Below are 15,213 nucleotides of genomic sequence, written 5' to 3'. Positions count from 1 at the left end.
ACAACAATAACATGCAAAAATTTATATAACATATTTTAGACTGAAAAGGATAAAAAAACCAGCATTTAAGAAGAAGTTGGTTTACCTTGTGCTATTGGTGGAGTCTCGTCCATCTTCCTGCTTCTTCCACTACCCATGACAATGAACGCCTAAGCGCCTAGTGCATAGGCTATTAGCAGAAGAGGTGATCAATCATGAGGGGAACGGGTATGTTTTTCTACTTTGTTATGGTCATGCTTATTGGATTTTTTGTGTTTGTGCCGTGGCTTTTATTTGTTGTTCCTTTGATGGGGTTGCGGAATTTTATTATCCTTGTGCTGCTACTTATCGCGGGTTTTGCGCTGGAAGGGATTTACCGTTACTATAAGTAAACATTTTTTTACAATTTTCAGGAAGGAATATGACATAAGTCAACGAATAGGATATATTATCCATAAATTACAAAAAATTCTATTAGAAGGTAGGGCAAAGGAATGATAAATATCGGAAAAACGATCAAACACTATCGTAAATCCCGCCAATATACGCAAAAAGACTTAGCCGAAAAGTTGCACAAATCCAATTCTTTAATCAGCAAAATCGAATCAGGCTGTCATCATCCTACTGATCACATGCTTCATCAAATCAGCAAACTTCTGCATGCGCCAGAGTTAGATCCCTATTCCACTGATCATCGTACTTTGGCCAAGCAGCTTTCCCAATGGGATAAGGCGATTGCACGCCGGAAAGTTGGGAAAGCAGACAAGCTCTATCAGGAAATGAAAGAACAATTCCCTATCACACACGCGATGAATACGAACACGACTTATCACTTGTATCAATTCCGCTATTCCTTATTAAAAAATGATCTCGAAAAAGCTGAAGAGCTATTGCCCCAGATGATCAATTTCTCGTCCACTTTATCTGATTCACCTGCTTACTTATGCTGTAAAGTGATTGGACTTTACTATATTACCATAAACGACTTTCGCCAAGCTAAGTATTATCTTTATCATGCAAAGAAGGAGTACCCCCACCGATATCAACAGGATCCGGAGTTGAACCTTTATCTTGCCATGCTCTATCATAAAACAAGCCGCTATTCAGATTCACTCGAACATGCGCAATTTGCTTTACGACAATACCAAGAAGTCTTAGATAGCTCTAACATTATCCGCTGTAGAAAAATCCTTTCTTCCAATGACATGATGCAAAATAAGTGTGAGCGTGCGAACCGAAATTTACTTAATATCCTTTACCAATACCCGCAAGAACATCATCCTTCTATCTATGCCCTGCTGGGAGAAGCGTTTCTCCTTTTGAAACAGAAAGATAAGGCGCTCAAATATGCGCGAAAAGCGATTCATTATGAAAAATGCCAAAGCCAAAAGGTATCTCATATTTACTTAACCGCCATCATTTATCAATCCAAAGAGGACTATTCCCAAGCTTTAGCCTACATCCAAACGGGACAATCCTTACACGCCAACCTCAAATTTCAACACAAATTATACATATTAGAAATGAAAATCCATAATCAAATCGGTACACCGCATTGTGTGGAGCGACTAGAACTCGAGATTTATCCTTATTTTGTTAAGGTCGGTGATATGGTTGCTGCAAAAGAAGTCTGCCTGGTACTATCCAATATCTATAGTAAAAAACAACATTATAAAAAAGCAAATGATTACTTAAAGCGTGTGGTGGATGATCGTATTGCAGAAGGCTGGACTTCTTATTTGGCAAGGGGCTCTGACGGATAGCCTTTCGATTATCTTGCTTTGATTTTGCTGGTACTTTTCCATGTCTACCCTAGTATATAAATATTTTTTGATTCCTATACTATAGGTATGGGAGGTGGTTTGAGATGGCGAAGGATGTAAAATGTGAAGTGAATAACTGTGTATACTGGGCTGAGGGGAACCTATGCCATGCTGATAAAATTTATGTGGTAAGCCATACTGGGAAACAGGCTTCCGATGAGAAAGAGACGGATTGCCAAACGTTTGAACCGTCTCACTAAGTATTTTGCAGGGGAACGTGTGGATGCGTTCCTCTGTTTTTTTCCATTTTAGAACTGCTTTAGTTACATTTTTAATTGAAAAGATTTCCTGTAGGATATAAAATATTCCATAAGGACTTTTTTACTAAATGAAATACTACATATGTTCTAGGGGGAAGTTGATTTTGCCATACATCAAACACCAAAATATCCACCTTTATTACCAATATATAGAAGGATATGAACCGACTTCTAATACGGTTATTTTTTTACATACTAATATTTCGGATCACACATTATATGATGACCTGTATTCTTATTTTTATGATTATCATATTTTAGTTTTTGATTTACGAGGATTTGGGAAGAGTGATCTGGGCAATGATATGTTGTCGATTGACTTATATGTCGAAGATTTGCATTATATGATTGATTCGTTTCAATTAACGTCTGTTTATATAGTTGGCATGGGGTTTGGTGGTTTGACAGCCTTAAAGTTCAGTACGGTTTATCCAGATTATGTAATTAGATTAGTTATTCTTTCCTTACCTTGTTTCCCACAGGAGAGTTATAGTCAATTGAAACAACAGCGTGACCAGCTAACGGTGAATGGCACGCGAATTCCGGTAGAGGATTTACTGCAGATTGTGACGGTTTTAACTGGTGAGTATGAAAGGTATTATAGGTTGCAAAAATGGATGACCGAGATGAATACTTTTGTATATCGAAAAATTATGGAGTTGACCCTTTATACAGATCCTGTTGTATATATGAGACAAACAAAAGCACCAACCTTAATTTTGGCAGGAGAGCATGACATTTTATTTCCACAGGAGTTGCTTATTTACCACTCGATTCAGCTGCCCCACGTCCATCATACTGTTGTCCCCAATGCGTCCACCTTTCTTGTATTGGATCAACCTGAAATGACAGCAAAGCTTATTCGCAACTTTTTTACGGCGCTGGATAAACGAAAGCGTCCACTTCTTCAATATAAAAGGAATATTTCGGATTATGTGCCTAGTTATGAAGAGACGATGAAACATAAAAAGGCGACGAGAGCGAAAGAAAATCAGATACTGGAAGTCAATATTGTCTATAGTTTTCGTGTTCGCTTTAATGGGAAGGAAATTCTGCATGGTTGGAATAAACGGCATGCGAAACGTATTTTTGTTTATTTAGTGTTTCATCCTACTTCGCCTCGGGAGGAAATTTGTGCTTCGTTGTGGCCGGATACTCCGTTGGATAATGCTTTGCGGAATTTACGGGTCTATTTGACCCATTTGCGCAGATTGTTGCAGGTGGAGGGTGAAAAAATAGATCATTTACTAGTGATTGATAAGAAAGAAATTACGTTAGCTGATTGTGTGGATTGTGATGCGATTCATTTGATGCATGAAGTGAAAGATGCGGTGAATGAATCGAATAAATTGTTGAAACAAAGGCGGGTGAAGAATCTTTTATCTAAGATTACCGATCCTGGATTTTTGACAGCGGTTTATGATGATTGGTTTTTAAACTTGCGGCAGGATATAGAGGAGCGGTTAATTGAGCTGACGATTTGGCTGGTTCGGGAGATGTTCGAACAAGGACAGGCAGAAGATGCGATTGATATTTTAAAACAGTATGTACAGGTGTTTGATCATAACGAATCGTTGTATGATATGTTGATTAACTTTTATAAAATCACGGCGAATGATGCGGAAATGAAATACTGGATGACGGAAAAAGACAAGCAGTGGGAATAGAGTAAATTAATTGGGTAACAAATGATCTTGGCTCTCACTATCCCACAGGAGCCTCCGTATTCTGCCTGCGCTAGTTGTGATGTTCTTTTTAGAGAGAGAAATCATAATAAGTAAAGTGGAACAGGAACATATATCAATCTTTCCACTTATAAGCGTAGGAAAATATACGTAGACTCCTGCGGGAAAAGCAACAGCTGAAGATCCCGCAGGCAGTGGATTTCTGCCGAGGAAGCTGAAGCGTTGCCCGCGGAAAGCGAAGTATATTTTCCGGAGCGTTACTTAGCTCTTCTCTTTTAAAATAAGAAAACCGGGTGGTGCTGTTGTGGTGTTGCGCTAGCACCTCCCGGTTTTTTGTGGGGGAGTTATCTCATTTTTTCTGGCAGGGATGTGATCGACTCGATTAGGGTGTTGAGCTTTGTTTCGATGCGGTGCAGCAAATAAAAAGTGACCGCCATCGGAAAGCCGACATCCGTTACGAGCGACATCCATGTTTCCTCCAAGCTTTCACCTCCAGTTTGTCAGCTCACTAGATACGCAACTGTAATATACTCGCTTTCCTCGGGAGTCTCGCATATTACAGTTGCTGATATCAGTGTGTATTCATAAAGCTAACCTTAGTATTAGATAGCGATATCAAAGACGTTGCGCTCTACGATGCGGGCGCTTTTCTTGCTGACGAGATCACCACCGGATGAGAAGAACGCATTTTCTTGAAGGATCGCATCCATCGCAGCATTGACTGCCGCTTCGTCGACTGGTTCCACTGGATGGTCCAGAGCGACTGTCACCGTCCTCCCTTGCTCATTTTCAAATTTCAGCTCTATCTTTTTCATCCAACATTCCCTCCTTTCCTTTATTACTGGGATTCAGTAAGTTATTCTGCTGTGATCAGTTCGGTGTCGTCACGTTCGATCGAGTACAACGTCAGCTGCTGCAATGGGGCAAGTGCTTCCGTGATGGCAAACAGCTGATCGGCTGTCGCGTCCATTTTGACATTGTTGAACGATTTCGTTTTGTAGATCTGGTCGCCGGAAACAGGATCGGTGCCATTTTCAAACACCAGCTGCAATCGGGAATTAATACGTTCCGTTACGGCCAAGTCTCTCACCTCCTTTCGCCTCTATAATCGTAAAAAACGAGAAGGAGGTGTGTATGAAGTTTAGGAGGAAGAATTTCGGGAATCGTGTCGAATAGGAGTATGGAGTGAAAGTATACTATTTTAAAGATGGGTAAGAATAAGGATAAGGAACGAACAGAAGTGTTGCCATTTCTGTTCGTATTCGTTATTGCGCATTATCTTGTGGGAGCGCGCGTTCTTTTTTAAATCTTACTAAGCTATTATATGACTTTCATCATCTAGTTTTGCGCTTTCACCGAATTTCACGCGCTCTCGCCAAACCGAGGCGACCATTTTTCCATATTTTCGACAAGTTTTTGTCATTTTTGTAACTAATTTTTAAAAGAAACGTCATATTAATTAGTAGTGACAGTTTTGTTTTTTCATAGTAAAATGTACTTTGATGCAAAATTATATTTTGAGGAGCTTACACTATGAGCAATAAAGATAAAAACTTACGAACTCAAATGAGAAAGAGACAGAAGAAAAAGAAACGTAAACTCTTATTATATATTCTGATTCCACTGCTTCTCATTGTTGGGGCTGTTGGGAGTTATGGCTTTTACTTAGTGAAGAAGGCGGAAAATGTGGCGAGCAAATCCTTTGAAGATGATGGCCGTGAAAATGGCTCAGAGAAAAGAGAAAAGGATGTAGATCCGGAGCAGGATAATGTCTCTATCCTTTTTATTGGGATTGATGATAGCGAAAAAAGGTCCAGTAATGGGTCATCTCCCCAACTATCTGATGCTTTAATTCTAGCAACCCTTAATAAAGAGGACCACAGTGTGAAGATGTTAAGTATTCCGCGTGACTCTTATGTTTATATTCCGGAACAAGGTTATAAGACCAAAATTAATCATGCCCATTCATTGGGCGGTCCGAAATCCACAATTGAAACAGTGGAGAATTTCTTAGATGTCCCTGTGGATTATTATGTACGCGTCAATTTCAACGCCTTTATTGATGTGGTGAATACACTTGACGGTATTACGGTCGATGTACCATATGAATTTTATGAACAGGATTCTCAAGACCGTAAAGGCGCGATTCACTTAACCGCTGGTGAGCAAACCTTAAATGGCGAAGAAGCTTTAGCACTTGCCAGAACTCGTAAGATGGATAATGACATTGAACGTGGAAAACGTCAGCAGCAGATTATGAAAGCTATTGTAAAACGGGCGTTAAGCCTTGATTCTGTTTTAAAATATGATGATATTATGGAAGCAGTCGGAAACAATATGAAAACAAATATGGAATTTTCCGAGATGAGAAGTTTAATGTCCTATGGCATGCAAGGCGATCTTGATATGGAATCTTACACATTAGAAGGGCACGACTCCTATATTAACAACACCTATTATTATCAGTTAAATGAAGATAGTGTAGCATCCGTACAAGACACCTTAAAAGAACATCTTAATATCGATGAAGATACGTCAATCAATGCATCAGATAACAATCATGGCGATATGGAACTAGCAAACCCCGCTAATTAAATAGAGACGGCTCACTAATGGAGCAACTGACAGTACCACAGAAAAACGCTTGGATCTAATATTCCAAGCGTTTTTTATTTTGTCTTGTTCTTGTTTGATTCGTTACCCACCACTAATGCCATCATTCCTCGAACAAAAAGCATGAGAAGAAACATGCTGATTAACGAATAAAACCATGTCCAAGAATGATATTCAATTAAATCTGTATATTTTTCGAATACAACCTCCAATACCGTTAAAATGGCAGAATAAAGAAAAGTTTGAATCATTATACTACATAATTTGGAATGATAAGTTGTCTGATAATAAAAAATGCATGTAACTGGGAAAAGAAGGTATTCAAATAAGATACTTGTATCAAAGAAATCAGGTAAAAACTTCACCGGATACTCAACCATTTTGTTCTCCACTATGATTACACCTAAAAATGCCGAAAAATATGCTTTCATAAAGTAAATAAGCAACCAATGTGTAATAGGTGGTTTCCTAAGGCTGAATATGAGCAATATTAGACCAAGTAATAGAAGTCCCCAAAGAATATAGTTATCCATAATAAAGTATTTTTAACAACATTACTATTTATATTCATGAAACTCACCCAATTCAGAAAAAGCATATGCATTCGCCCCAATAATACATATTTTCACGGACATTTGGTACGCTATTTCAAAAATAACAGACTTTTGAAGGTGTTGACGGACATCTAGTGCGTTATTTTGGTGTCCACTTTCTTGACAGAGATCCACAATGTCCGTAAGCCATCCAAAAACACCTTTTTCGCCCCAAATAAAGGAACGTATGTCCGCCAAAGTTCTTTCTATCTATACAACCTTAACCCAGCCAAAATCCATACCCCCGTAATCAATCCGCCTCCGATTAGCATGACCCAATCATTGGCATCCAAGAGCAAGGAGCTGCCCCAAATCACAAATCCTCCTGCCACACTAAACACGACATATCCCAATCTGCCTATTGTATAGCTGTACCTTACATAGGCACTGATACATAGCAAGACCATATTCACTATCGTTGCCACAACCGTTCCCAGCGCAATCGCAAATGGCCCCAGCTCCTCTAACCACCCAACAATAATCACCAAATTAATCCCAAACACCGATAACAAGCTGTAGAAAACCGGTAAGTACGACTGTTCTTTTGCATAAAAAAATCTGGTGATAAATGTAGTGAGTGCTAATGGTAGCATCGAAAAGGCGAACCATTGCAGTAATGGGAATGTTCTAGCTGTCGATAGCTGGTCAAACGCTCCATATTCAAAGATGAGGCGAATGATCTGTTCGGCGTACACGTAGAGATATACGGTCGCAGGCACTAACAGCAGGACGAGCCAGCGCACGCCTTTCTGGTATATCCTCCCCACTTTTTCTTCTTGACCATCGCCGATTGCTTTCGCCAGCAATGGGTAGATGACGGTGGTGACGCTGGTCATCAGGATGGCTTGTGGGAATTGGGTCATTTTGGTGGCATAGTTGATCGATGCGATTAAGCCTTCTTCCAGCTGGGCTGCGAATATGCGCTGGATGAAGAAATAAAATTGTAACGTCGCGCCGCCGAATAGTATCGGGACGCTGAGTTTGATAAATCGTGCGAGTTCGTTTTGGTTGGCTTGCCATTTCCATTGCATCGGGATCGGGCCATATTTTTTTTGCCAGGCTATGTACAGCGTTAGTGCCATGGCAAGTGAGCCGATGGTGGCGCCGATCGCGTAGGAAAAGGTGGCAAGTGCTTGTGTGAATGCGACTCCGATTAACAGGAATAGTCCGTTGAATAGGAGTGTGGAGAAGGCGGTGAAGCGGTAGTGCCCTTCCATGTTCCACAGGCCGCTGAGCCACATGCCGATGACTAGGAATAAAGATGCTGGTGCCATGACTTGATAGAGTTTGGTTGTCAGTTCGGCTGCTTCTGGTGACATGCCGCTGAAAAACAGGTCGATCCAAAAGGCTGCGAATAGGATGCTTACAAGGCTTAAGGCGCCTAGGATGATGGTTAACAGGGTGAAAATGTTTTGCCTGAATCTTGTTTGCTTGTCCTTGGATAGTTTGCTTTGGACAGAGATAAAGGCTGTGGTGATTGCCCCGCCGACGACTAAGTATATAAAGTTGGGAATGGTAAAGGCGGTAATGATACTGTCTGCTCTAAAGGACGTTCCGTATTGATAACCGATAATCACTTCGCGTCCGAAGCCAAGCAGACGAGCGATCACATTGATCACCGCTACCGCACCTAAAATTTTCAACCAGCGCACCATACATTCCTACTTTCCTGGGTTTTTATTTCAATTAAAAGATTTGTTAGTGACCTTACATCAATAATAAGGTTTCTTTCAGCCAGGAAAATATGCGAGACTCCTGCGGGAAAAGCAACAGCTGAAGATCCCGCAGGAAGCGATTTTTGCTTCCGAGGAAGCTGAAGCGTTGCCCGCGGAAAGCGAGTATATTTTCCATGGCGTGATTAAGCACTATCCACTAAAAAAACAAACTAGTTAACCAGACTTTTCGTGCATCGGGTTAACTAGTTTTGATATAGACGAATGACCGATTTCACTAGGCGTTCTTGGTCATAGCGTTTTGCTTTTTGCCAGCCGTTCTCGATGTATTGCTTACGTAAGTCTGGCTGCTCGAGCATTTTATCTATTTTTTCTGCTAAATCGTCCGTGTTCTTCGGCTCTACTTTCATCCCGGTATCGTCTGCCAGTAAATAACTCAGTCCCCCGACATCCGACCCGATCACAGGCGTCCTGCAAGCCATCGCCTCCAACGCCACAAGTCCAAACCCTTCAATATGTGAAGGCAAGACAAACACATCTGCCGCGGACAGCCATAGCGCAAGCTCGTCTTGCGATTTCGAACCGTGTATCACAAGCGAATCATGCGTAAAACGTTCTTGGAAGGATTCAAAATAGGCTGGATCTTTCGGTTCTCCAATTAAATGGGTCACAACTTTTGAATCTTTTTCATTTAACCGTATCGTCGCTTCGGCTAACTCGTCCAACCCTTTCGCATAAATCAGATTGCCGATAAACAAGACCACCTTTTGATCTTGTGGAATCCCGACTAATTGACGTGCCTCTGCCTTTTCAATCGGACGAAACACCGAACGGTCTACCCCCATATTGATCACCGACACCTTGTCTGATCCAATCCTAAAATGATCCGCTATATCTTGCTGCAGCCCTTCTCCCACAACGATGACGTCATCCGCTTTTTGTAAAATATGCTCGGATAACTGCCTCACTCGATTATTCTTTTTGATCATTTGATCAATATCTCCGCCATGAGAGGTGACCACTAATTTTTTGCGATAGAGATATTTATACCACAATCCGACTAATCCGGTTGGAAAAATGTAATGGACATGAATGGCATCATAGCGCCATCCTTTCCAAATAAATTGCCATAGGTTTCGACCGAAGAATGCTCCGTATTTCTTCAACAGTCGCAATTTCCCTTTACGAGGATCACGAATCGCAATCACATCTGCTTCGATACCCTGTTCTTTCAGCTGCTCCACCTGATTTTTCACGAAAATACCGTATGTCTTCGAGTGCTTGGATGGATACATATTACTCAGCACGAGCAGTTTGGTCGGTTTCTTTTTTTCGAGTACTCGACTCTTCACTAGCTCCATCCCAGCATGAGCTTGCTGTTTCATCATTTCGGACACGTCGGAAAAGCGTTCTAATGTTTTATTCCAATTATCCCTCATTTGCCCTACCGCATTCACAAAAAAGGATGGGTTTCGATCTAATTCCTCAATCCCAATCGTATAGGAGTGCATGCCGATCATTTCCATAAAGTCGCGTACTTTATGATGATAAGAAACGGCAATCACCGGCGTCTTGGAAACAAGCGCTAAAATTAACGAGTGAAGCCTTGTCCCAATGACGATATCTTGATCAGCCGCAAATTGCACGATTTTTTGCGGACTGGTTAAATTGGTTTCGATCTTACACTTTTCTTGCATATCCATTCTCGAACAAATATCTTCTGTCACCCAAACATCTTGCGGATATTTGGTGGAAAAAAACTGAATGCGGCAATGCGGATATGTTTCCAATAAAGCATCCAAATTTGCTGCCATGCCAGATACATAGCGCTCATATTGTTCGATGTCTTCATTGGGCCAGTAGCTCTTATGATAAAATGGCACGGCGGTGACACCGATATGTACAGGGCGCTCCTCCCTATCTGTATCTTCTAACATTTGCTTTTGTGCAGGTGTCATTTGAAAAGCGGGATCCCCGATCACATGAACTGCTGATTTGACCCCGATCTCCTTCAGTAACTGTTTCGATTTGGGATCACGCACCGTGACTAAATCAGATAAATGGGCTAAGGAACGCAGCAGGAATTTACCTGTTTTGGTCAAAATAGGACCTGCCCCTACCCCGTAAAGCACGACAGGCGTGCGAGATAGTTTTGCCAGCCAGCCATACATCCCGAACAAAAAGGCTTCACGACCATACAAGTCCATGAAAATACCGCCACCGCCAACAATCAGAAGATCTAATTGCTTAATCGCTGCTGCATTTTTACGCATTGTCTTACACATCGTCGAGACTGCATTATGATTTTTATAATAGAGACGCTTAGACTTTACGCCATATTGCTCACTTGTCTTTTCTGGCTGGTTAGAGAACACGATAATATCCGCACGATCCATTCCAAATACGTCCTCTAACTGGCGTAAAATCCCTTCTAAAATCGCCTCATCGCCTTTATTATTATTTCCGTAATTTCCAACAATGCCGATGACCATACGATCTTCCATCCTTTTTCACATAATAAGTGAAGTTTTTTCACTGCTTGAACAGGGATTTCATTTTTCCGTTCAAAATATTCCAGACAATACATTCCATTATACTATTTTAACACGATTTATGCACATAAAAATATCAATCTTTCAATTTTTCGACGAATTTCCATTTTACCTATAATGTTATTCTGTTTCTTTCATGATATACTAACATTTAGGCAAAACTTCATGCGAATATCAGCTATCATGAAGTTTTTTCTTATCGAAATAAGGAGAGTTTGACATGAAGTTACTAACGAAATGGAAAGAGTTAAAATATAAGCAACAACTGAAAAAATACGAAAGAACGGTGCAGAAAATCAATGCGTTAGAGGAACATTTTTCTACCTTAACAGATGAGGAATTACATCATAAGACGTATGAGTTCAAGGAGCGCCTTGCTGCTGGGGAAACAGTGGATGCATTGAAGAATGAGGCGTTCGCGACGGTACGGGAAGCGTCGAAGCGTGTGTTGGGATTAAGGCATTATGATGTGCAATTGATCGGCGGTCTTGTCTTGTTAGAGGGAAATATTTCGGAGATGGCGACTGGTGAAGGGAAAACGCTGGTGGCGTCGTTGCCTAGTTATTTACGTGCATTGGAAGGAAAAGGCGTGCACGTGATTACCGTAAATGAGTATTTGGCACGTCGTGATTGTGAGTTAATCGGGCAAATTCATGAGTTTTTAGGATTAACGGTTGGATTGAATGTACCAGGCATGGACCCGACGGCGAAAAAACAAGCGTATCAAGCAGATATTACATATGGAATTGGAACCGAGTTTGGTTTTGACTTTTTACGGGATAATATGGCCTACTCTTCTAGTCAAAAGGTGCAGCGCCCTTATCATTATGCGATCATAGATGAGGTTGACAGTGTCTTGATTGATGAGGCGAAAACTCCTTTGATAGTGGCTGGGAAAACGAAATTAAGTGAGAACCTCCATCAAGTATGTGCGAAGCTTGTCAAAAATTTTAAAGAGAATACCCATTTTACATATGATATCGAGTTAAAGACGGTGAATTTTACCGAAGAAGGTATTACTAAGATTGAAAAGACGTTTGCGATTGATAATTTTTATGATTTAGAACATCGTGCGCTCAATCACTATATGAATCAGGCGCTAAGAGCTCGTGTGTTATTTGAGCGAGATGTCGATTATATTGTGGAAGATAGCGAGATCAAGCTTGTCGATATGAACACAGGACGTATTATGGAAGGAAGAAGTTTGAGTGACGGGCTGCATCAGGCGTTGGAAGCAAAAGAAGGCTTGAAGGTAACCGAAGAGAATAAGGCTCAAGCATTGGTAACCGTGCAAAATTATTATCATATGTACCCGATCACAGCTGGGATGACAGGGACAGCTAAAACGGAGGAGTCAGAATTCCAGAAGGTTTATGGCATGGATGTGATTTCGATTCCGACCAATAAGCCAGTCATTCGTGATGATCAAGAAGATATGATTTTCTGGGCGAAAGAGGACAAATATAAGTATTTAGTTGATGAAGTCAAGACTCGTCATGAAAAGGGACAGCCCATCTTGATTGGCACCACTTCGATCATTCAGTCCGAGACCGTTGCTTCTTATTTAGATAAGGCAGGGCTGGACTACCATCTTTTAAATGCAAAAAGTGTAGAAAAAGAAGTACAGTTGATTTCCTTAGCTGGGCAGAAAGGACAGATCACGATTGCGACCAATATGGCTGGGCGCGGTACCGATATAATGCTTGGCGAAGGTGTTGCTGAGCTTGGCGGTTTACATGTAATTGGAACAGAACGTCATGAGAGCAGAAGAATTGATAATCAATTAAAAGGCCGCGCTGGCCGTCAAGGAGATCCAGGGTCGTCGCAGTTTATCATATCTTTTGAAGATGAGCTGGTGAAACGCTTCGGCCAAGATGTGATGGAACGACAAGAAGAAAAGATCGAGACAAATGACTTAGGGCTTATACTGAACAAGCAGGCGCATGAATGGATTGATACGATCCAGAAAATAAGTGAAGGCGGCCATTACCAGTTCCGTGAATTTAATTTTCAGCTAGAGGAAGTCGTAAATGATCAGCGTAAAGTGATCTATCAGTTGCGTGATCAATTGTTGACGACAGATGAAGTGAAAGAAACGATTGGCACATATATCGATGAAGTGATCGAACAACAAATCGAACGATACATTGATCCAGAACTGCTGCCGAACGAGTGGAATATGAAAGGATTATTAGGCTGGCTGGATGAGGCTTTATTTGTTCATGTCCCACAAGATCGACATTTTGAGGATTATGAAGAGCTGAAGGGCTTTGTTCAGGAGCAAGTTGCGGAGCATAAAGAGATTTATGCAGAATTAGGAGATCATCCAAAAGTGGAAGAACAAATTAGAAAAGGTGCGCTCATGTTTATTGATCAAAACTGGACGTCTCATTTGGAAGAGATGGGACGTTTAAAAGACGGGATCAGCATGCGCTCTTATCAGCAGGAAGATCCGATTCAAATTTATAAAAAAGAAGGATATGTATTGTTTGAATGGATGTTTAACCAGACGAAGATGCAGATTCATATGCATTATGTACAAGCTTATAATGCGATCGTGTTTAATAAATATAAAGTGTAGGAGTGTTAGATAAGGATGTTTCCATTTTTACGGAAAAAGAGTAAGAAAAACAAGCAAGTCGAGCACGAAATAGATGCACAAGATGTTTTGGAAGATGGTGAGGAAAGTAACGAGGATGAGGAACTAGTCGACACCAGCTTATCGATTCATCCAAAATGGCACTTGCCGGAAGAAGAGAAATACGTATTTGCCTTTCATAATAATGGCGCAAAGCCTTTGAAGAAAAATCAATTATCGATTGCGACCGTGGATCTCGAAGAACGGGATGGGCAATTTCATTTTGTTGCTTTGATTCGTCAAACCTTAGAAAAGTCAATCGAGTTGGCAGAAAGCACGATTTGCCTGCTAGATGAGGACCATCAAATCGTAGGGAGAAAAAACTTTGATTTAACCGAAGTTGGCAAAATCCCGCCAATGAGCAGCAGGCCTTGGGAATTCGTTTTTACGAAGGAAGATTTGCAAGATAATTCGGTAACTCCCAATGCGAATTGGAGTCTAGCATTTGAATTAAAGAAGAAACATCAGTTGGATTTAGAAGATTCATGGAAAAAGTCCTTAGCGAGTGAAAGCATCGAGAAGCTGGAGCAAATCGTTGCTTCTGCTCAGCCATTAAAGCCAGGCGAAGTGAATTTGATGGGCATTGATGCGAAAGTAACCGATGATCAGCAATTAGCGGTGACGATTTTGATTCGAAATGGCGCTAACAAAGATATTACGCTGGAAAAACTGCCATTAATGGTGAGCGATGCGTCTGGGGAAGCTGTTGCACGAGGAGCGTTTTCGTTGGACGGCCTTCAAGTAAAAAGTAATACAAGCAAGCCATGGCGCTTCATCTTCCCATCTTCTTTATTGTTGAAGGATACGAGTGAGATTGATTTGAGTGAATGGAAGGTAGAAGCCATACAGAAGTAAAGATGTAAAAATCCACGAGCAAGACGCTCGTGGATTTTTATTGTTTATAAGGTTTGTGCTCTCATTTTGAAGTATGCTTGAGATTGAGATTCGCACTCTCGTAATGTGTTATATCATATCGAAGCATCAAACAAGCCATAACCCACCCAGTCTTATCCGCTATTATCTAACATGAACTAATTCGCATCAGGACCAAACTGCGCAATAGTGTGGGGTGAGAGTTTAAATGACGCTTCGGAAATATACTTCGCTTTCCGCGGGCAACGCTTCAGCTTCCTCGGAAGCAAAATACGCTTCCTGCGGGATCTTCAGCCGTTGCTTTTCCCGCAGGAGTCTACGTATATTTCCTACGCTGTTAGGATGGTAAATTTTTTGTTCAAACGCATCATATATAAAAGATACTAGGATTTTTTCTTACAAATACGAAAACTCACACAAGCTGCGGAAAAACGCGAGACTCCTGGGGGAAGAGCAGGAGGCCACTGAAAAACTGTGCTGTTTTGAGTGAAAAAGAATCAATCACAGGCTGAAAGGAAAAATAG

The 15,213-nt window shown here is 41.0% G+C and carries 14 protein-coding genes; 7 read left to right on the top strand and 7 right to left on the bottom strand.

The genetic code is table 11. The features are described 5' to 3' along the window. Positions 1-194 precede the first annotated feature (194 nt). From GHD00_RS18975 to GHD00_RS18960, 4 genes are all read left to right on the top strand, one after another. Positions 195-371 (top strand): hypothetical protein, encoded by a 177-nt coding sequence (locus GHD00_RS18975; RefSeq protein WP_163539782.1) that lies wholly within the window; start codon positions 195-197, stop codon positions 369-371. Positions 372-473: 102 nt separating this feature from the next. Beyond that, complete coding sequence (locus tag GHD00_RS18970) at positions 474-1,742, top strand: helix-turn-helix domain-containing protein (protein WP_163539781.1); 1,269 nt, start codon at positions 474-476, stop codon at positions 1,740-1,742. A gap of 104 nt (positions 1,743-1,846) precedes the next feature. After that, a complete protein-coding gene (locus tag GHD00_RS18965) occupies positions 1,847-2,002 on the top strand; it encodes a DUF1540 domain-containing protein (protein WP_163539780.1) in 156 nt (51 codons plus the stop codon). Positions 2,003-2,166: 164 nt separating this feature from the next. Then, positions 2,167-3,729, top strand: a complete 1,563-nt coding sequence (locus tag GHD00_RS18960; protein WP_163539779.1) for an alpha/beta hydrolase — start codon at positions 2,167-2,169, stop codon at positions 3,727-3,729. A gap of 362 nt (positions 3,730-4,091) precedes the next feature. Here GHD00_RS18960 and GHD00_RS18955 read toward each other — a convergent pair whose 3' ends face one another. From GHD00_RS18955 to GHD00_RS18945, 3 genes are all read right to left on the bottom strand, one after another. Then, on the bottom strand, positions 4,092-4,229 hold the full coding sequence (locus tag GHD00_RS18955) for a YvrJ family protein (RefSeq protein ID WP_240468759.1): 138 nt from the start codon (positions 4,227-4,229) through the stop codon (positions 4,092-4,094). A gap of 120 nt (positions 4,230-4,349) precedes the next feature. Continuing rightward, positions 4,350-4,562 (bottom strand): DUF2922 domain-containing protein, encoded by a 213-nt coding sequence (locus GHD00_RS18950; RefSeq protein ID WP_163539778.1) that lies wholly within the window; start codon positions 4,560-4,562, stop codon positions 4,350-4,352. Between the two features lie 41 nt (positions 4,563-4,603). Beyond that, complete coding sequence (locus tag GHD00_RS18945; RefSeq protein WP_481810401.1) at positions 4,604-4,837, bottom strand: DUF1659 domain-containing protein; 234 nt, start codon at positions 4,835-4,837, stop codon at positions 4,604-4,606. A 443-nt stretch (positions 4,838-5,280) separates the two neighbouring features. Between GHD00_RS18945 and GHD00_RS18940 the strand changes: the two genes are divergently transcribed. Then, positions 5,281-6,342 (top strand): LCP family protein, encoded by a 1,062-nt coding sequence (locus GHD00_RS18940; protein ID WP_163539776.1) that lies wholly within the window; start codon positions 5,281-5,283, stop codon positions 6,340-6,342. A 74-nt stretch (positions 6,343-6,416) separates the two neighbouring features. Here the strand turns inward: GHD00_RS18940 and GHD00_RS18935 are convergent, their stop codons facing one another. The 4 genes from GHD00_RS18935 to GHD00_RS18920 form a co-directional block, all read right to left on the bottom strand. Further along, positions 6,417-6,893 carry a CBO0543 family protein gene (locus GHD00_RS18935; RefSeq protein WP_163539775.1) on the bottom strand — a complete coding sequence of 159 codons (477 nt, stop codon included), beginning with the start codon at positions 6,891-6,893 and terminating at the stop codon, positions 6,417-6,419. Between the two features lie 24 nt (positions 6,894-6,917). After that, positions 6,918-7,151 (bottom strand): hypothetical protein, encoded by a 234-nt coding sequence (locus tag GHD00_RS18930; protein ID WP_163539774.1) that lies wholly within the window; start codon positions 7,149-7,151, stop codon positions 6,918-6,920. 8 nt (positions 7,152-7,159) lie between these two features. Then, the gene (gene murJ, locus GHD00_RS18925; RefSeq protein ID WP_205600793.1) at positions 7,160-8,605 is read right to left on the bottom strand and encodes a murein biosynthesis integral membrane protein MurJ; all 1,446 of its coding nucleotides are present in this window, start codon (positions 8,603-8,605) and stop codon (positions 7,160-7,162) included. A 266-nt stretch (positions 8,606-8,871) separates the two neighbouring features. Then, on the bottom strand, positions 8,872-11,118 hold the full coding sequence (locus tag GHD00_RS18920) for a polysaccharide pyruvyl transferase family protein (RefSeq protein WP_205600792.1): 2,247 nt from the start codon (positions 11,116-11,118) through the stop codon (positions 8,872-8,874). Positions 11,119-11,398: 280 nt separating this feature from the next. Between GHD00_RS18920 and secA2 the strand changes: the two genes are divergently transcribed. Next, positions 11,399-13,759: an accessory Sec system translocase SecA2 gene (gene secA2, locus GHD00_RS18915; protein WP_163539771.1), complete on the top strand. Its 2,361-nt coding sequence runs from the start codon at positions 11,399-11,401 to the stop codon at positions 13,757-13,759. Between the two features lie 15 nt (positions 13,760-13,774). Continuing rightward, complete coding sequence (locus GHD00_RS18910; RefSeq protein WP_163539770.1) at positions 13,775-14,671, top strand: accessory Sec system S-layer assembly protein; 897 nt, start codon at positions 13,775-13,777, stop codon at positions 14,669-14,671. The last annotated feature ends 542 nt before the right edge of the window (positions 14,672-15,213 follow it).

Origin of the sequence: Gracilibacillus sp. YIM 98692 (assembly GCF_010993965.1) — a bacterium.
In the GTDB taxonomy this organism is placed as follows: Bacteria; Bacillota; Bacilli; order Bacillales; family Amphibacillaceae; genus Gracilibacillus.
The sequence above is the reverse complement of the archived record's forward strand: the minus strand, read 5'-3'. Positions and strand labels throughout refer to the sequence as shown.